Below are 18,550 nucleotides of genomic sequence, written 5' to 3' on the forward strand. Positions count from 1 at the left end.
TTCATCTCTATCCTCATATTTACCGCGGAAAATCACGTTTACGTGAAGCAAGCCCCTGCTCCAGAGCATAACGCGTCAGCTGCGTACGATTTTGGAGTTGAAGCTTTTGAAGGATGTTTTTCAGATGGTTTTTTACGGTATGCTCCGAAATCGACAGGCTTATGGCAATCTCTTTATTCGTCGATCCGGAAGACACACAGCTTAAAATCTCCTTCTCCCTTGCCGTCAATGACTCTCCTTCGTCTGTTACTGAAGGAACGGTAAATTCTTTCAGGATTTGAAAAGCCAGCTCCCGGCTTAGCGGTGCTTCTTCATTCACAATGGCTTGCAAATATTCAATCCAGGTGGAAGGTGCCAGATTCTTCAATAAGTACCCTTGTGCGCCTTGCTTCAGCGCTTCGAGGAGGTGGGAAATTTCGTCCGATACCGTAACGATAACGATTTTGACATAGGGATATTCCTGCTTGATCCGGCGAGTAGTCTCCAGCCCGTCCATCTCCGGCATCTGAATGTCGATAAGAATGAGATCAGGCATCCACTGGGCCGTGAACGCGATCGCCTCAGGACCACTCTCCACTACACCAATGACCTCAAAACTATCATCCATGGACAAAATCTCACACATCGCCTCACGCGCATGCGCATGATCATCCACAACCAAAACCCGGTACCGGCTCATAAACTTCCCCCTCCTTTCGTAATTTCCACATTTGTCCCCGTATTGCCGGAGATCACCTGAAGCTTCCAACCCATTCCTTCGACACGTTCCTTCATGATCTGAAGGCCGTAACTTCCGTTTACCTCAAAAGGGTCATGCTGAAATCCTTCGCCATTGTCGACAATCGCCACGCTCCAGTTTTTCTCAGTGCCTGCACCCGTGATAGAAACCTTCGCCGCTCTTGTATGCTTACGCACATTAATAATAGCCTCTCGGATACAAGATAGCAGCTCTGCTTTTTCCGAAGGAGAGAGGGCTTCATCCTGTAGACTCCAATCCAAGGAAACTTCAATCATAATCTCGTTAGCCATTTGAGCAAGCTGATCTTTAACCGACTGTTCCAATGAAAAAGAGTGCTGCTCAGACACTGGTACCTTCAGATTGGCGATCGCCTGCCGAACATAACGGTTCACCTCGTGGACGGTCTTTTTGATCTGATCCACATTTTCTTCGCTGACTTCCCCATTCCTGCGGCTTGCTTCCAGACGATCTATTTTGACAGATAAAAGAAATAAAGATTGCGCCATCCCATCATGCAGTTCCTTAGCTAGCCCTTCCCGGGCTTTCATTGCCTCTTTGAGCGCACGTTCCTGCTCCAGCTCCCGCTGATTCCGCTCCATAAGCGAAAACATAGGGACGAGCAATACAAGAGTGAACAAAAATACGAGGACAGGTGTCAAATAATTCCCCAGATCCATCGAAATATAAGGCATTAGAAACTGATGGCGCACGACCTCCCAGATCCCTACCATTAGCGTTGGCAGTAACAGGATCATGTACTTGATTCGGTTATACGTTGCTGTCCCCTCCCGTACATCTTATGATTAACAATATCACCGTCACAATTCTGCTACATGACTCGATCGGGCTATTTAAAGTTCTTATTGTTACAAATTTAAGTATTTTAAAAAATTAATGCTATCCTTCATAATATTATAAGCAATATATAGTGAAAATTTATACTTTCTTATATTGTAGCAAAAAAAAGATACATCCTTCGATGTATCTGCATCCCAGTTATAGTGGTGATGTGTAGCGTCCGTATTGAATGTCCATTTCTTTAAAAACATCTCCCTCTTTTTTCAGGAAAAATGTATTTACGCCTTCCGCTCCCCACCACTCCATACCGAGTAATGGGCCTTCAGCGGTTTCCGCCGCAAAAAGAATAGAGAACATCTCTGGTATGACTTCCCCACCATCATCCACTCTCCAGACGGAAAATTCATCGCCTTGAATGACAGCCGGATAATCCATAAAGGTAAGCCCGACCTTGTCTTCCAGCACGAGACTGAATAACATATCCTGATCCTGCCTAATGAATTGAACGAGATACAGTTGCCGTTCACCAGACAGGTCAGCAAGTTTCCAAATATGCTCTACTTCACGATTTTTTGCAGAAACAATATTCTGCCGCACATTTTCTGCAACATTTAGCGAGGCTTGCTTAACCTCCGTAGGCTTAACAGAGATTAGCGCATTCGTATTAAACTCTGCCTGATCCGTCAGGTAATAGGTCTCATCAGGAGTCGCATTCCCCTCTTCAACCGTATAAAGATACCCTGGCAGATTCACAAAATTGTGAGCCATCTCCCGGCCATTACTGTTCTCCGTACCCTCCTGCCATTTATTCAATTTCACTTTTAGCACTTGCCCATGATCACCGATCGCCTCATTCAATTGTTGCATTTGCGCATCCAGCCCTTTTTCCTGCCCGGTGACTAAGATGCTCTTGCCAGACTCATCTGCAAAACCAAAATTCGCCTTCAGCTTTCCAGCTTCCAGATAAGCTTCTGGCTGCTGCATGCTTGCCGTTGGTGTTGGCTCTGCACTTGGAGAAGGGGTTGGCTTGTTAGTGCCTGAGCAGCCCGCCAGCAGTAGAACAATAAGAAAACTCACACTGAGCTTATTCATTCCCATTCCTCCAGACGAAACTAAAATATTCCCATACTAAGATACCGTTCCCCTGTGTCAGGTGCAATGCAAAGCACGCGTTTGCCAGCCCCAAGACGACGCGCTTCCTGCAACGCCGCCCATACAGTGGCACCACCGGATGGACCCAGCAGAATTCCTTCTTTTGCAGCCAGCCTTCTTACCGTCTCCAAGGCAGCTTCATCCGCGACCTGAACGATGTCATCGTAGACCTGTGTATTCAAAATTGCGGGCACAAAGCCCGGACTCGTTCCTACCAGCTTATGTGGTCCTGGCTTTCCTCCAGATAATACGGGCGAGCCTTGCGGCTCAACCACAAGAATCCGGATATCAGGTAGATGCTCACGCAAAACCTCACCGGTTCCAGTTATCGTGCCCCCAGTTCCTGATGAAGCAACAAACACATCCAGCTTACCTTCCATTTGCTCCAAGATTTCCAGAGCGGTCGTTGTCCGGTGAATATCAGGGTTGGCTTTGTTCTCGAATTGCTGTGGAATAAAACTGTTCTCCACTTCTTTTCCCAGCTCAATCGCTTTTGCTATAGCTCCCGGCATCCGTTCTGCTGCCGGCGTCAGCACAACATCCGCACCATAAGCCTTTAGAATATTAATTCGTTCCTTGGTCATATTATCAGGCATGACAAGAATCGCTTTATACCCTTTTGCCGCGGCATTCATCGCTAATCCTATCCCTGTATTTCCACTAGTCGGCTCAATGATCGTCCCGCCCGGCTTCAACAAACCTGCTAGCTCGGCTTGCAGGATTAGATTATAAGCTGCCCGGTCTTTTACACTGCCACTTGGATTAAAAAGCTCCAGCTTCACATATAGTTCTGCATCTTGGGGGCTAGTCAGCCGATTTAATCTTACAACCGGTGTATTCCCAATCAGCTCTGTTATATTGTTAACCACTAAGGATGTCATTTTAGAGCCTCCTTCATTTCTGTACCTTCCATTATTGTAACGTGAGCAGCACCTCCTGTCGATTCAGAACCCTTGGTTTCTGCAACCTGAAAACAACCGCCCCCCACGAAAGCGGGAGACGGCTGTTCAGTATTGGCAGCTTTATTTTTACGGATTAACGTTAATCGTAAAAGTAGACGTATTATTTTTAATATTCGTTACCGTGTTGGTAATTTTCAGATTGTTAAAGGTGGCTGACCCTCTGGCAGGACCTTGCCCAGCCTCAGCCGCTTCATTTACCCAGATGCCCACTCCGGATTTGCTGTCAAAAGCATCTCCACTCTTTTGCGCACCGGAAATTGTGACATTCGTGAAGATGGTATCTGTCACTGGGAACTGCGGCGCGGAGCCGACATAGTTGGTCTGGAACATGATACCATGATAGGTTGGATCAATGATATCCACATCACTGACACGAATGCCTTGGAATACCTTAGAGGCTGAGAATACCCAGATTGCCGGGAAGGTCTGTGCCCCCCAGAAATGTCCACCTGCACGAACAATGGAAATATTCTCAAAATTCGTTGTCGGTGAAGCGCCAAAGCCGTTCATTGGATACCCGAAGTCAAGTGAGCTGATCGTAATTCCAGAATAGCAAAGCGTGTCGGCAATATAAATGTTGCGGAAGGTATTGGCATATCCGCCATAGACGGCTACACCTGCTGCCCGCCAGGTTAAGATTGAAGTGAGATTCTCATAAATATTATCCTTCATATCTGCACCACCGGAATCAATAGCCGAAAACAATGCAAAGCTATCATCCCCTGTAGCCCGTGCCTCAATATTGGATACGAGATTATTCGTGCTGCCATTCGTCATATTGATGCCGTCAGCGAAGGTGTTGCGGATACGGGAGTTTTTGATCACCATGTAATCCGTATTAGCTCCCCAGTACATACACACCTGATGTTCGGTCCAGATGTTATCGATCGTAATATTTGCCACATTGGAGAAATCAAATACTTTACCCGGACCATCAATACGTGATGTGTAGTTCCCAAAGTAAGCAAAATTCGCAAAAGTAGAGCCATTAGCAGTATCGCTTGCCCGGAAACCGATATCCGTATTCTCCTGATTCGTTGGAGCGTAGAATCTCGTATACCATGGGCCTGCACCAATGATCTTCACTGCTTTTCCATAGACTTGAAATTTACTGGAGGTCTGATAGTTACCTGCTGGCAAATACACACCTACGAGATTTCCGGTCGTATCCATGCGTACTTTATCTAGCGCATTTTGCACATCCTGATGTGTAAAGCCGGCTGGGACCGTATATTTGGCCGGATCTGGATTGGCAATCGGTGAAACCTGCTCCAGACTGATGAAATCAATGGCATACTGCGAGGTATTTGCCACATCCTTTTGCAGTCGAATCGTACTACCTTTCGGAATCGTGCTGTCGAACATAATGTTGGCTTCATCATAAATATGCCGCGGAGAGCCCGCGCTTGGTGAATTGCCGGGACTTATCTCTGAACCGTACAGCCATGCATATTTAGAGGTCAGATTAATCGCCTTGGTATAAACTCCGTTCACATAGATGTTCAGTGTAGCATTCGTACCGTCTCCACTCGCCGAATCTGGAATCGAGAAGCGGGTGACCAGTGTATTAGTGTCAGCCTTAGTAGTGAATTCTACATAACTGCCTGTAGTATTCAGTGTAACTGCTCTTCTGCCTGAAGCCTCACCCGCAAGATCTCCAATGGTCCGATTAGCAGTAAGCTTCACAGCCCCGCCACCAATCACGCCCTCCTCAGCCTCATACATGTCGTAAGGCATATTGGCTCCACGACCTACAAAAAGAGACTGTGTTTGAATATTGTTGGCTTGTTTAACTGGCAGCTCATTAGTGTCTACGGCAATTTCGGTCTTCACAGTATATTTGCCATTAGCTGCTGTCCAAGTGCCAAGGCTAACAGGAGGCGCTGTTACTCCACTGCCAATCACGCCGTTATAGGTTCCAGTTAAGGTTTGGAGTACAGCATTCGTAGTAGCATCCAGAACCTTCAAGGTTATGTTATGCGCACCCCCTGCGGATGCTGCCGTCCCTTGATTCTTAATTGCCACCGAGAAGCTGACCACATTGCCGCCTGCTGGATTGCTTGGTGTCCAGCTAACTGGGGAAGCTACTAGATCAGAACTGGATACGGGAGCAATAATAAGAGAATTTGGACTAGTGAAGCTGTTATTGCCTTCGTTCAATTCAATAACCGTATTATTCTCGTCAACCTTTGCAGTTAATGTATAGGTAGCTGCATCCTTTACGCCCATATTTAAAGTGACGTTCGTAGATGCGCCAGCCGCTAATGCCCCCACTGGGCTAGTACCTACAAGTGTGCTGCCCAAGTAGAAATTTACATTAGTCGCTGTGGAAGCTAATGTTCCAATATTTTTTACCGTTGCATTTAAAGTAATGGCATTGGTCTCTACTGGAGCTGAAGGTGACCATGTAAGACCGGTTATCGCCAAATCCGGATTAGCAGCTGGTGCACCCATCACTTGGAATTCAGCGATTTGTCCAGCGGTTGAACCAGTATTGGTGGTAATCTTCAACTGTACTTCACTAGCCGTGGCCGTTACCGGAATAGTGACCGTATTGCCGGTTGCCGGATTAAAAGTATACACGGTTGCTGGCACAAGACTAGTAAAGGCTGTTGTATTCTGATTATGCCCAAGCACTTGAATAGTCTGAGTACGTGTGGACCAGGCCGATGATGGATTCAGTTTGAGGACAATGGATGTAATATCGGCATTACTCCCCAGGTTTACAGATAATGTATTGGGATAACTTCCTCCTGCTCCTTCCCAGTAAGTAGTTACATCACCGTCATTCGCATTTGCAGGAACAAAGGTAAAGACGGAAGAGGAAGCGTTGATGCTTTTGTTCAAAGCCAGATTGGAACCCGCCCCAGGCGTTGGTGTAACTGTTGGTGTCGGGGTCGGTGTTACCGTTGGAGTTGGTGTAGGTGTTACTGTCGGTGTTGGCGTAGGAGTTACCGTCGGTGTCGGTGTTGGTGTTACCGTTGGAGTTGAGGTAGGTGTTGCCGTTGGTGTTGGTGTTGCCGTTGGTGTTGCCGTTGGTGTTGGAGTTGCCGTCGGCGTTGGTGTTGTCGCAGAAGCTGGAGTGACGTTCAAATTATCTAGATTCACATTTCCAGTGTCTCCTGCATCGTACTTATAAGTAATCGTGTTAGTGCCAGCATTCAGAGCCAGCGTCTCAATCTTTGTTGACCAAGTATTCCAATTGGCCAGATTCGCAAGTGAGATTTGCTTAATTTTAGTTCCATTCACATAAACACTGATGGTTTTTGTACTGCCTGATGCATTTGAAAATCTTAATGTAGCATCATAGTTACCAGCAGAAGCCACATTAACGCTAAATGCAGTCGCAGCACCTTGATTTAGGTAACCATCAACAAATCCTGTACCTGTATAACCTGTATGATCCGTGTTAACCTTGGCACCACCGGATAATGCGGCATTCTCCGCTTCATATCCTGAGGATGGAGTTGTAGTTGTATTACCATGAACCTCAAATTCCGCTAACTGTGCTGCTGGCCAGACCGTATTGGATGTGAAATTCAGTTTAACATATCTGACATTCGCAGCTGTAAAGCTGATGGTCACTGTATTGGAATCACTCGTTGGATTAAATGTATAATTGGCGGAATCTACTAAGTTATTGTAAGCTGCATCATCTGTACTCCCTTGCACCGCTAACGTTTGAGTTCTTGTTTCCCAATTCGTTGGCAGCTTTAGCACAACCTGATTCACGCTGCTTGCTGCCCCTAAATCCACTTTAATCCATTGCGGAAAAACACCGCTTGCGCTCTCCCAATACGTTCCTTGGCTGCCGTCATTAGCATTGGCTGCTACGTATACATCACCGAACGAGCTTGAAGTAATAGTCTTCCCTTGGGCTAAATTCCCCGCAGCTAAACTCACCGAGGGATATAACGTTAACTGACCTATGCATAATATAACAATTAAACAATAAAGTACTGCCGTCTTCCCGGTAAATCTTTTAAAAGCTGCTATCATTGAATAACCACCTCCCAAAGTTTTGTGGAGCTATGAAGCAGAAAGGATGCGCTTTCAAATTAGTAGTTTTATAGACATTCGCCTCCTACATTTGAAGTGATGAATTACGGATACAAGCTAACTAATAACGCTAATAATATAAGTTATACGTAGATGGCCGTCGATGGCAATTTCTATGCTTTGTATGTGGGATATTACGTTCAACAAAAAAAGCCCCGGAGAGGACAAGGGGACTATATTGCCCCTTAACTCTCCGAAGCTTCATGTTATACATTAAATCTAGCTACCAACCCTTGCAGTCCATGCGCCATTGTACTTAATTCACTTGCAGAGGATGCAATTTGTTCGACCGAAGCCATTTGCTCTTGCGAGGCTGCCGACACATGCTGAGTACTCGCAGCGGTTGTTTCCGAGATTTGCGTAACGTTACGAATTGACTCTACAATCTCATCCGCAGCCGCCGTAATCTCCTCCACGGCTCCAGATACTTCCTGAACCTGTTCGGCGAGTGAATCTATAGATAATCGAATCTCACCGAACGATCGTCCCGCTTCTTCGATAATCTCCGTACCTCCCTTTACTTCACGCATGCTGCTCATCATCACCTTCATGGCATCATCTGCTTCACTTTGGATCCCAGTCGCCATTTCTGCAATTTGATTGGCGGATTCCGCGGACTGCTCTGCCAGCTTGCGGACCTGATCGGCAACCACAGCGAAACCTCTACCTTGCTCACCAGCACGAGCTGCCTCAATCGTCGCATTTAGGGCCAGCATATTCGTCTGCGAAGCGATCCCTTTTATGACTCCTACAATACTGCCAATCTCCTGAGATCGATTCACAAAACCTTGGACCTGCTGTGATAAAGATTGTATGGAGTGATTAATCGATTCCATTTGCTGCCCAGCGGCCTGAAGGGATTCATCTCCTGTAATGGCAAATGCCGCAGAGCGATGGGAGGCTTCCGAGATGTCCTGGACACTGGCAGCAATTTGGCCGATTCCTAGTGATATTTCTGAGATTGTAATCGTATTGGTCTGCAAATCATTCATCTGTTTGGCTGTTCCGGTAGCGATTTCACCCATAAAATCCGATATTCGTTCTGTGGCGCCTGCCGTCACTCCACTATCTGACCTAAGCTTTGTAGAGGAATTCGCGAGACTATTTGCCGATAACTTCACCTGTTCAATCATCGTGCCCAGATTATCTGTCATTTTATTAAAGTTAAACGCCAGTTCACCAATCTCATCTTTAGAACGAACACTTAATTTGCGCGTAAGATCGGCATCCCCATCTGCAATTTCCTTCAACTGCGTGTTCACATCACGAAGCGGTTTAATAATCCGTCCAGAAATTAGCAGCGCAAGGGTCACCGCGAGCACTACCGACAATCCGGTCACACCAAAGCTAGTAATCAAAGCGTTATTACGATGCGAATTTGCCAGGCTTTGTCCATTCTCTATTTCCTCCATGAGCATGTTCTGAAACACAATCTGAGATTCTATCATAGCGTCTAATGATAGGTCCGTGAATTTCTTTTGCGCTTCCGGGAAGTTGCCTTCCTTAGCTAAAGCAAAAGCTTCCTTCAGAACGATCAAATAATCATTCCATTTGCTCTTCAGCTCAGTTACACCCTTTAACTCAGCTTCACTTAATCGGGCACTCTCCAGCTCTGTAATAGCATTTTCAATCAATGGGAGCATTTCTTCATACTGCGCCAGATAGGAATTCCGCTCATCATCTGTGTTGCTCATCACATAACGAGCACCCAGCTCATCTGCGGTACGAATCTTATCCGTTAAGCCTTGAACAAGTGACAGCTTGTCCCAGTTACGATTAACCTGATCTGTCAATTGGGTAACCTTCCCCTGAAACAATGTGTTTCCGGCTATCGCCACTAGAAAGACTATAATCACAGCAGTAAATCCTAAGACTATTTTCCCACGGATACTTTTCACCATCGTTTTTCCTCATCTCTATATGTATGTAGGTCTATTTGGTACTTTTATCCTACTAGCTCTCCCTTAAGCCTCTCTGAATTTGAACTGAATGTTTGCTTAAAAAAACAAAAAGACCCCTATTTCCGGCCGAGGGCAGGAACTAATGGTCTTTTGAGATCTTTTTATTCGTATAAATTTCCGTTAGCCAGCTCTGCCAGCTTCGATTCATCCAGTACACTTAAGCGTCCACGATTTCGTGTAATGATTCCTTCATCAATAAAACGACGTACGATTCGATTAAGATGCCGATAGCTTGTGCCGAGCAATTCTGCTGTTTCAATAAGACTTGAGGTCCGAATCTCCTCCACTCGCCGGTCACCGTTTTTATCTGCGAACAAAGACATTAAATAACTGGCAAATCGATTCTCCACAGGATACAACAGGTTAAGTGCGGAGGCTTGACCGAGCGTATGCAATTTGTGACTAAGTTCTCCGACGAGAAAACGTAACAACGCTGTATTTTCCTCAAGCTCTCTCAGGAGTAGTCTTCTCCCTGCAAAAAGAATCAAGCTCTCACCCACAGACTCCACTTGATTCTTAACAGGGAACCGGTGAAGCAGCTCTACATCCCCAATCACAGATATCGGATTTGTAAACCGCACCAGCATAGATTTGCCATTTGGCAGCAAGGTCTGAATTTTGAGCTTGCCCTCAACCAATATGAACATTCCATCCAATTGATCGCCAACCAGACACAGCTTTTCTTCATCCGCGTAACGTCTCAACTCCATTTTATGCGTTACCAGCGGGCTAAATATTCCGTCCAGACCGTTCTTCACTGCCAAGGCACGGACAGCCTCACGGTCATTTATCGTCTGCATGTAGTGCCCCCTCTATTGTTTGCTCCAGTGTAATTTAGAATACCCCACAAAAAAAGGACATATGTCCTTTTTAATGAGGTTTTCCTATGACACTTTACATTACAACAGAATCCACACAATAACGAATCATATCTACCTTCTGATCCTGCAGCCAAAATTCAATACTCCGATGGTTGATTTTATCCACGTATCCGATAATCTCAGCCCCTTGCTCCCCTCTTTTATAATAAGAAGTGCCATAAGCCTTGATCACTTCGTCTGCTGAAGCTCCAACATGAATATCTCTTGCCGTACTCATCGTATGATCGGAATAGACGCTGATTAAAATAATTTTATCATCGCCACGTGCTGTGGCTATTGTTGTCTCGTGGCCCAGATCATAATACTGATACCGCTCTATATCATTATTTGGCTTAGGTTCCCTAGCAATTGAATCAAGGCTTAGAAGCAGCTGAATGCCGCCCAGACTTTCCTGTTCAAGATTGGTGCTGGAAACACGCGAGTAATGATTTTGTTTGGGCGCATTGTATAAATAGATATGATAGATCCCGTAACTTAAACCTACCGTAATAAAAATGATGATAAATGACCAGCCTCTTTTAAATGGCTTCTTCCTCACTGACCTCACACCTTCTTCTTACCTTTACTGTGCAAAATATTCAGCCAGCTCACGCTGCGCCAGATATTGCGGGAAATTGAACGACTGCCAGGCCCGCTCACGCTTATTGAGTTCTCTCCATTCATTCTTTAAAAAATCATCCAGCATCCCATCTTCCTGTTCACTAAACCTTATCAGAGAAGGGATGACCTCCGGAGATAAACGGACCAAATAATTGGCGTCCAATTTACCACTTGCCGCATAACGATCCATATTTTTATTAGCGATAATAACATCCATCCCGATATAGTTCATGACGACGTAGGAGATCAAGCCCAGCACAATATAACATTTCGCCAATGGAACACGCTGAACAGCTATCCGTAAGGCTGCAACCACCAACAATAAGCCCATAAATATCATAAATGCATGCACTAAAAACCGAGTCGTGGTATAGCCGTACACCTCTTCATATAGAGTCAGACGGGTATAGGCGGAATATAGCATCACTGTCGAGCAACCAACCAGAATGTAGAGCAGGACATTAATAAATTTTTGCAGCCCTCCACTTCTATTTCCTTCCGATACCAAAGCCAGCAGCAAAATCACGAAATTAATCGCAGCCACCATAATCAGCTCAAAAAATCCACTACGTGCGTAATCAGCATATGAGCTGCCCTCTGGTAAAATCCCTTCCCATGCTCCAAACAAGTAAGAAAACTGTACGAAAACAAACAATACATATACCGTGTTAATGGCTATAAGAATCGTCGTCATAATTATCGGATCCATTTTAAAGCTTACAGGCGCCAGCACTGGACCATATTCCTTAGGCTGCATATTCCAGTCATAGATTTTCGAATCCACATACCCCCACACTAAGCCGAACAAGCCCATGCCCAGCAGGATAATCCACAGCACCCGCACAAAACCTTCCCCAAATGAAATCCGATCCAGCACATTCGGCAGCGCCAGCAGTACATGATGAAACACTCCGTCCGCTGAGGACAGCAGAGTAACCACAACCAGCAATATTGGAAAAGAGATCGCAAGTCCTATCAGCACTTTCCCCATGACCTGCTTACGCTCGTCCTTCATTTTACTGCCGCCAGTCCTTTTAATGATCGTAAACACAGTGCTACAATGGCGGAAATTCTGTGGAAGCACATGCTCCAGCGTGTTCCCCACTAATCCAAGCCGGCTCCAAGCCGGCCGTTTATCACTAAGCAAATAAGTCATATGTAATAAAATCAACACCGGGATCACCAGCAGGTTCAGCCCAAAGAAGAAAAAATTATGAAAGAATAAATAGGTTAATGAAAGTAGAAAAATCGCTCCAAACCAGAAGTAACTGAATTTGTTGAGCTTGCGGATTTTAGCCTTGGCATAATAAAGCATGAACGCATAGAACAGACACACAAAGATTGGATACGATAGGCCCGCCAGCTTTCCATAAAATAAATACTGATGAACTATTGCCAGTAAGAACGCAGCAAGCAAAGCAGCAAGTGATCGATTAAGCCTAAGTCCCGTTCCCGTTTCCATTTCCTCGGTCATGGTAATTACCCCCATTTTCTTACTTTCTCATCCTTATTTTACGTGATAAAATAAGAAAAAAAAGAGAAAGAATTTATTTATAATTTCCTATTTTCCGAAAGGAACCAAAACAATGAAGCTGCATAGCCAATTTTTAAAGCTGCAATCTCATTTTGGGGGAGCCACAGAAATCTCAGTGACGATGGATGAGTTGGCATTGATTTTCGGCTGTACACACCGCAATGCCATGCATATTGTGAATAAAATGATGTTGCAGGAATGGATCAAATGGACGCCTAAGCGTGGGCGAGGAAGCCGCTCTTTGCTGCAATTTCTTGTTCCCTCCGAAGAAATTGCCCTTCAATCCATGATGCAGGCGATTAGCCGCAAAGATGTCCACCACGCTATAGAAGGCATCAAAACCCATGCCAGCTCCACCTCACTGCAGGATACACTACAGGGTTGGCTGCTGACCTATTTTGGGCATCATTCTGAAATTCGTAGTGACAAACAAATTGATACTCTCCGCCTGCCCATTACCCAGCAGCTACATACCTTCGATCCGTTATATATGAATTTGCTGGCAGAGTCATTTGTTTCCAGCCATGTTTTCGACGGGTTAGTGAAAAGAAGCGGTGAACGGGACAAAATTGTTCCCTGTCTGGCTCACGCCTGGGAAGTCGATGAGAGCCGGACGCTCTGGACTTTTTTTCTGCGCAAAGAGGTGTTATTCCATCATGGAAAAGTGCTTACAGCCAAGGATGTAGTCTATTCCCTGGGACGGTTGATGCGAACCTCTAAACGGACACTCTATAGCTATATTTTCAAAGAAATCCAGCGGGTCACCGCATTAAATCCATCTACCGTTCAAATTACGCTTAAGCAGCCTAATGAACTATTTCTGCCATTTTTGTGCACGAGCAGAGCCGCAATTGTACCGCGTGATTTAGAAGGAATAGATGAGCAGAGCTTTGGCCGTAGACCCGTGGGGACTGGCCCCTTTAAGGTTGTGGACATGACCGAGGACACTTGTGTGCTGGAGGTTTTTCCTTATTATTTTCAAGGACGGGCTCATTTAGATCGGGTTGAAATCCTTTATGTCCCGTGGGATACCGAAACGTCATCCTCTGATACGGGTTCTGCTTTTCACGTGATTCAAAACCCCTCATCCGCCAGTTCTTCGACCTGGAGCCGAATTCATTCGGAGTCTTCCATTCGGAAATTCGTCACCTGCAATACGCAAAAAAAGGGACCGCTAAGCGATCCCCTGCTTCGGGCAAAAATAGTCTCCTGTTTAAAAGACGATTCAGCGTCCATCGAGCAAGAAGCGATAAAAGATCAAGAAATCACGTTGCAAATCTCTACGATTCCACAATATGCTGGCGATGCTGATTTTATTGCCACTAGACTAGAGCAACAAGGTTATAAATGCAATGTCATTTCCGTGTCTCCAGAGGAATTTAAAGGTCCGATTCGGCTGGAATCTGACCTGATTGTTTTCTCATTATTTCGTGACGAGGATGAACAACTTCGTTTGTTTGATCTATACCTCACACTCTCTAAGCATATTGAACCGCATACTAGAGCGGATATTGAAGGCTGGTTATATACCATCGCGCGCGAACCTAATCCGGTGGCCCGAGCGGAAAGTTTCAGTATCATCGAGAACCGTCTGATTAAAGAGCACCACCTACATATTTTGTATGAAAAGCCCACTCAGACAGCTTATCTCCCCTCTGTCCGCGGGGTTAGCTTCAATAGCCAGGGTTGGGTTGATCTTCGTCATGTCTGGTTTCCGCCACTGCTCTCTAGCAGCAGCACGAGTTGATCTGCTTGAATTAAAAAATGCGGAAATCCAGAGCTTGCCCCGGATTTCCGCATACGCGATAAAGCCTAATTATTAAGCTGCTGTTTTAGTCGTAGCTGTAACTGTAGAAGTCCCCGCATCCCACTTCACATCCATATTCAATCCCTCGGAAATAAATCTAACCGGAACTAATGTCCGATTTCCGATAATTTGCGGAGGAACGTCGAGTGTGAGCGCTTTGCCATTGATGTAAGCAGTCTTGCTGCCAATGGCCATTACGATCGTTGTATTGTCTTTTACTGCGGTGATTTTCTTAGTCGTTTGATCCATGGTTACTGTAGCACCCAGAGCATTAAAGATTGCATTCACTGGCACAAGCACCCGGCCATTCTTATTCACAGGAAGCTGATCTGCAAAGCTGACCGCTGTTCCGTTTAAAAGTACAGATATTCCGTTAGTGCCCGTCGTGTTCGGATTAGTTGTTGATGGTGTAGTAGTTACAGAGGGTAGAGGTGTGACGTTAAGTCCTAGCTGGCCTTGCAGATTAGCAAGTCTGTTCAGCGCAAAGGTCATAATCGAACCTGCAGCCATTGTGCCCATACCTTGTCCCCCGCCTCCAGCGTTACCTGTTGGAGGTGTAGGATTACCATCAGTCGCAGTCCCTGTATTATCAGGACGTGCTGGCGGTGTCGTTCCATCCGGAGGTGTCATGCCCTCCATCCCTTCAGGAGGTGTCATGCCTTCCATCCCAGCTGGTGGAGTCATTCCTCCACTACCACCCGTCTCGCCTGTTGTTGAATAAGTAACATTACTTTCAAATTGTTCCATGGTATAAAATTTGGTTGGATCTGCTTGAACGTAAGGTTTAATCAAGGTAGCCAATTCAGTGATTCTGCTCTGAATTCCTTCCAAATAATCTACCAGCTCAGATACATATTTCAAGTATATAGTCTTATATTCAGGCACTTCCAACAGATTAGCAATCATTGGGACCTGATCTAAACTTATCCCAAGTGTAGGATTATCAATCGATGCAGTTACTGCGTTGGTATTGGCTGCGATGGTTGTTGCCGATGTAGATGTTGTGCCCGCAGCAGCTGTTGTACCTGCTCTGCCGCCTCCGCCACCAGAATACCCGTTAAAGGACATGTTCATATCCCATGGAAGTACACTAAATTTACCGGATGCATCCCCGTACAACATATAATTATGACCTTTATCCCCGTTATAGCTGTCATAGTTACCCAATACAGCATTAGTGGCGATATACTTCAGGGCCGAATCCACATCTAGCACACTTTCAATAGAACCCTTCTCACCGGCAGGCATCTCATTCAGTACCTTGATGAAGTTCTTTAACGAAGCTTTATCATCTTCTTTACCTGTATCATAAGTTATCGTTTCGTAGTCACTGTCTTCTTTGTACTGCAGATAACTTTTTTCTTCTGTATCATACAGAACACCTTCGTCATAAGTTTCTCCATAGGTACGTTCCAGGTAGCTGTCATCTATCGCTTCCACACCTACATAAAACCCATATAATTCTCCGTTGATATACAGGTTGGTGAACACAGTCAAAGGTGCATCCACACCAACAGAACGGAGCGCTTCGTAATGTAAATATTCACGAATATACGAAGGGTCCGAAAAATTGTTGTTCAGTACCATTTTATCAAGACCAAGTAACGTTTGCTTCTTATCATATTTATCAAATTTCAGCCGGAAGCTGTATCTGTCCGAGTCTGTCATACTGGCTACCGATTTTAACGTCAGATTCCCTTTAGTAGAAAATCCAACATTTTCAACAACATTCCCGTCAACTTCAACCTTAACTTTTTTGTATTCTTTTTCGAGGGGACTTGCTAATATACTTTTCCAATCCGCATCATCAATCGTTACTTTAACATCAATGATTCTGTCACCCGCGAACAGGGATTCATACGCTTTCGTTACACCTGCATCCGCCGCACTAACTACGGGCGTGTTTCCAGCAACTCCAAACGCCGTTGAGACGATAGCAAGACTTAGTGTAACTGCCATGAACTTTCTCAGCAAATTTTTCTTCTTCACCATGTGTAATCCTCCTTGAAGTACAGATTTATGTTTTCGAAGTTCAAGGAGATTGTAAAATATGAATCTGAATATACGCTGAATAGCTTGTCTAAGCTTTGCCAGGCAGGCTGTTTATCAGCCCTTTGCCAATCAGATTAGCTGAAACCGGCGGTTTTCCGATCTCTCTGGCCCAGACCGATAATTGCCCGACATGATGAATCTCATGAGCAATCACATGGCGCATTACCTCACCCCAGGCATCGGTCACGATCCTGCCATCCGGAAGGTGATCCTCAAAAATCCTCTGCTCCAGCCCCTCATGCCAAGCCGTTACAAAGGGTTCCACCTCTGTATGGAATTTTGCATCCAATTCTCGTACTTGCTGCAAAGTCTTGTACTGCTCAAAATCCTCTTGGAAATCCGATTTTCCTTGCAATACTTGAATCCAGCTCCACTCCACATCCACAATGTGAAAAAGCGTCTTGAGTATACTGCCTACACCACCTATACGTATTGCAAGCAGCTCCTCCTCAGAAATATTTGCACACCACTCATACCATTGTTCGCGGACCATCCAGTTATATTGAAAAAATGTCTGCAAATAAAAACCTCCTAGAAAGTTGTTGTACTTTTTAATGGGAACTTAAATGTTTTCGGTATCCTTCTACCTTTTCATCTCTATAACCTAACGATTCATAGAACACATGCGCTTCCTTCCGCTGCTCACCGGAGACTAAAATAATATAATAGCAGTCTCTTTCCCGGGCCGCTTGTTCAATGGCGTTCATAAGTTTTTTGCCGACGCCTTGACGGCGTGCCCGCGCTGAAACGACCACATTCTCAATCACCATAAACGGTTTGCAGTCCCCCACTAAGTCCTGACACACGATGCCCATCAAAGACCCTAGTAACTCCCCCTCTACAAAAGCACCCAATAGAATGTAGCGGTTATCCGCCTTAACCACTTTAAACACTTTTTCAAGCTTATTAAGGTCAGACGGTTTATTCATCAGCTCTTGATATAAATTCCCCAGTTCAGGAAGAGATTCCATTTCTATTTCTTTAATATCAACCATGATTGTTCATCCTGCTTTCTTTTAAATTAACAGCCCTGCTCATACACATACAGTCCACCATTCCGTGGATGAGATATACACTTTCAATTATAACCTCTTTGGACCAACTGCTGTGCCAACATCTTCATAAAAGAAGAATGCCCATAATACCAAGCCATCCGCCCCAGCACTAGCCACATAAAATGGATGCAGCTTAATCTTCTTCATAGCCCCATTATTTACGAACTATCAACTCGAATTCATCCTTCTGTCCATCCCACTCTACGCACCAATCCCAGAATGTACGGACTTTAACTCACCTTTGACTCCCTCAACATTATTGCTGAATTCTTCTGTAGCCTGTTGAATATATTCCGCCGACCAAAAGTTCCTCCTATGCCATTTGTAAATATCTGAGCACGATCTCAACACGCTCTCCAACCGATAAATCTTCCTCTATTCGTAAAATAGGACATTCCAGTGCGGACATCCATTCCTCATGCAGCACTTTGCTCCTGACTTCAACTCCAGCAACATCATATAATGCCGCCCACTCCATAAAGGTCTGATACGCTTCATATTTACTTCCTCCAGGCAAAATATGATCACCATATCTCTCGTACTCTCTGGCTCTTAATCTATCTAAACGAATTTCCGGTGGAAGTCCTAGAAAAATAACCAAATCGAATAATGGTCGAAGGCCGTCTCCCCAGCCACATACCGCACCGCTCAGAATCCAAGGTTCCTTATGAGTCAAATCTCTTGTAAGTCTTGCTAATCGCTCATTGACCTCACGTTGCTTAGTGAATTTATGCTCCCAAAAATAGTCGTCACTGTCTAACTGGACATGTGGCAACACTTTAGCTAATTCGTAACCTAATGTACTCGTTCCTACGCCTGAGGCTCCCATAATATGAATTTTTCTCATACATTCCCTCACCTTTAAGTGGATTTAAAGTTGCAATTCGGGCAATTTCCCTCCAAATATAAAAACAAATAGACTGCTCTCTAAGTAAGCAAAGCAGTCCATT

The 18,550-nt window shown here is 45.0% G+C and carries 14 protein-coding genes; 1 reads left to right on the forward strand and 13 read right to left on the reverse strand.

The genetic code is table 11. The features are described from left to right. Positions 1-19: 19 nt before the first annotated feature. The 9 genes from NST45_RS15775 to NST45_RS15815 form a co-directional block, all read right to left on the reverse strand. Complete coding sequence (locus tag NST45_RS15775; protein ID WP_038570057.1) at positions 20-679, reverse strand: response regulator transcription factor; 660 nt, start codon at positions 677-679, stop codon at positions 20-22. Beyond that, a complete protein-coding gene (locus NST45_RS15780) occupies positions 676-1,449 on the reverse strand; it encodes a histidine kinase (protein WP_235219494.1) in 774 nt (257 codons plus the stop codon). Before NST45_RS15780 ends, NST45_RS15775 begins: the two co-directional genes overlap by 4 nt. Positions 1,450-1,735: 286 nt before the next feature. Continuing rightward, positions 1,736-2,629 (reverse strand): hypothetical protein, encoded by an 894-nt coding sequence (locus tag NST45_RS15785; protein WP_076100728.1) that lies wholly within the window; start codon positions 2,627-2,629, stop codon positions 1,736-1,738. 20 nt (positions 2,630-2,649) lie between these two features. After that, positions 2,650-3,570, reverse strand: coding sequence for a cysteine synthase A (cysK, locus tag NST45_RS15790; RefSeq protein WP_038570052.1), 921 nt, complete (start codon positions 3,568-3,570; stop codon positions 2,650-2,652). 147 nt (positions 3,571-3,717) lie between these two features. Beyond that, entirely contained in the window at positions 3,718-7,650 is a 3,933-nt protein-coding gene (locus NST45_RS15795; protein ID WP_339823139.1) for a discoidin domain-containing protein, read from the reverse strand. A gap of 266 nt (positions 7,651-7,916) precedes the next feature. After that, positions 7,917-9,611 (reverse strand): methyl-accepting chemotaxis protein, encoded by a 1,695-nt coding sequence (locus tag NST45_RS15800; protein ID WP_076100730.1) that lies wholly within the window; start codon positions 9,609-9,611, stop codon positions 7,917-7,919. A 161-nt stretch (positions 9,612-9,772) separates the two neighbouring features. Then, positions 9,773-10,471 carry a cyclic nucleotide-binding domain-containing protein gene (locus tag NST45_RS15805; protein ID WP_036683474.1) on the reverse strand — a complete coding sequence of 233 codons (699 nt, stop codon included), beginning with the start codon at positions 10,469-10,471 and terminating at the stop codon, positions 9,773-9,775. Between the two features lie 94 nt (positions 10,472-10,565). Continuing rightward, positions 10,566-11,090, reverse strand: a complete 525-nt coding sequence (locus tag NST45_RS15810) for a hypothetical protein (protein WP_076100731.1) — start codon at positions 11,088-11,090, stop codon at positions 10,566-10,568. Between the two features lie 24 nt (positions 11,091-11,114). Continuing rightward, entirely contained in the window at positions 11,115-12,626 is a 1,512-nt protein-coding gene (locus NST45_RS15815; protein ID WP_076142363.1) for a DUF4173 domain-containing protein, read from the reverse strand. A 112-nt stretch (positions 12,627-12,738) separates the two neighbouring features. Between NST45_RS15815 and NST45_RS15820 the strand changes: the two genes are divergently transcribed. Further along, positions 12,739-14,433, forward strand: a complete 1,695-nt coding sequence (locus NST45_RS15820) for an ABC transporter substrate-binding protein (protein ID WP_076214412.1) — start codon at positions 12,739-12,741, stop codon at positions 14,431-14,433. Positions 14,434-14,505: 72 nt separating this feature from the next. Here the strand turns inward: NST45_RS15820 and NST45_RS15825 are convergent, their stop codons facing one another. The 4 genes from NST45_RS15825 to NST45_RS15840 all read right to left on the reverse strand — a co-directional run bounded on the left by NST45_RS15825 (position 14,506) and on the right by NST45_RS15840 (position 18,447). Beyond that, entirely contained in the window at positions 14,506-16,485 is a 1,980-nt protein-coding gene (locus NST45_RS15825) for a CotH kinase family protein (RefSeq protein ID WP_076214416.1), read from the reverse strand. A gap of 88 nt (positions 16,486-16,573) precedes the next feature. Next, on the reverse strand, positions 16,574-17,065 hold the full coding sequence (locus NST45_RS15830) for a DinB family protein (protein WP_076214419.1): 492 nt from the start codon (positions 17,063-17,065) through the stop codon (positions 16,574-16,576). Positions 17,066-17,096: 31 nt separating this feature from the next. Further along, the gene (locus tag NST45_RS15835) at positions 17,097-17,540 is read right to left on the reverse strand and encodes a GNAT family N-acetyltransferase (RefSeq protein ID WP_076214422.1); all 444 of its coding nucleotides are present in this window, start codon (positions 17,538-17,540) and stop codon (positions 17,097-17,099) included. Between the two features lie 373 nt (positions 17,541-17,913). Beyond that, positions 17,914-18,447 (reverse strand): AAA family ATPase, encoded by a 534-nt coding sequence (locus tag NST45_RS15840; RefSeq protein WP_076214427.1) that lies wholly within the window; start codon positions 18,445-18,447, stop codon positions 17,914-17,916. Positions 18,448-18,550: the final 103 nt, after the last annotated feature.

This window comes from Paenibacillus sp. FSL R7-0163 (assembly GCF_037969975.1).
Lineage (GTDB): Bacteria > Bacillota > Bacilli > Paenibacillales > Paenibacillaceae > Paenibacillus_AQ > Paenibacillus_AQ odorifer.

What these genes read in the sequence shown, in the direction of transcription:
- NST45_RS15775 (WP_038570057.1), bottom strand. Translation starts at nt 679, where the DNA reads ATGAGCCGGTACCGGGTTTTGGTTGTGGATGATCATGCGCATGCGCGT.
- NST45_RS15785 (WP_076100728.1), bottom strand. Translation starts at nt 2,629, where the DNA reads ATGAATAAGCTCAGTGTGAGTTTTCTTATTGTTCTACTGCTGGCGGGC.
- cysK (WP_038570052.1), bottom strand. Translation starts at nt 3,570, where the DNA reads ATGACATCCTTAGTGGTTAACAATATAACAGAGCTGATTGGGAATACA.
- NST45_RS15795 (WP_339823139.1), bottom strand. Translation starts at nt 7,650, where the DNA reads ATGATAGCAGCTTTTAAAAGATTTACCGGGAAGACGGCAGTACTTTAT.
- NST45_RS15800 (WP_076100730.1), bottom strand. Translation starts at nt 9,611, where the DNA reads ATGGTGAAAAGTATCCGTGGGAAAATAGTCTTAGGATTTACTGCTGTG.
- NST45_RS15805 (WP_036683474.1), bottom strand. Translation starts at nt 10,471, where the DNA reads ATGCAGACGATAAATGACCGTGAGGCTGTCCGTGCCTTGGCAGTGAAG.
- NST45_RS15815 (WP_076142363.1), bottom strand. Translation starts at nt 12,626, where the DNA reads ATGACCGAGGAAATGGAAACGGGAACGGGACTTAGGCTTAATCGATCA.
- NST45_RS15820 (WP_076214412.1), top strand. Translation starts at nt 12,739, where the DNA reads ATGAAGCTGCATAGCCAATTTTTAAAGCTGCAATCTCATTTTGGGGGA.
- NST45_RS15825 (WP_076214416.1), bottom strand. Translation starts at nt 16,485, where the DNA reads ATGGTGAAGAAGAAAAATTTGCTGAGAAAGTTCATGGCAGTTACACTA.
- NST45_RS15835 (WP_076214422.1), bottom strand. Translation starts at nt 17,540, where the DNA reads ATGGTTGATATTAAAGAAATAGAAATGGAATCTCTTCCTGAACTGGGG.
- NST45_RS15840 (WP_076214427.1), bottom strand. Translation starts at nt 18,447, where the DNA reads ATGAGAAAAATTCATATTATGGGAGCCTCAGGCGTAGGAACGAGTACA.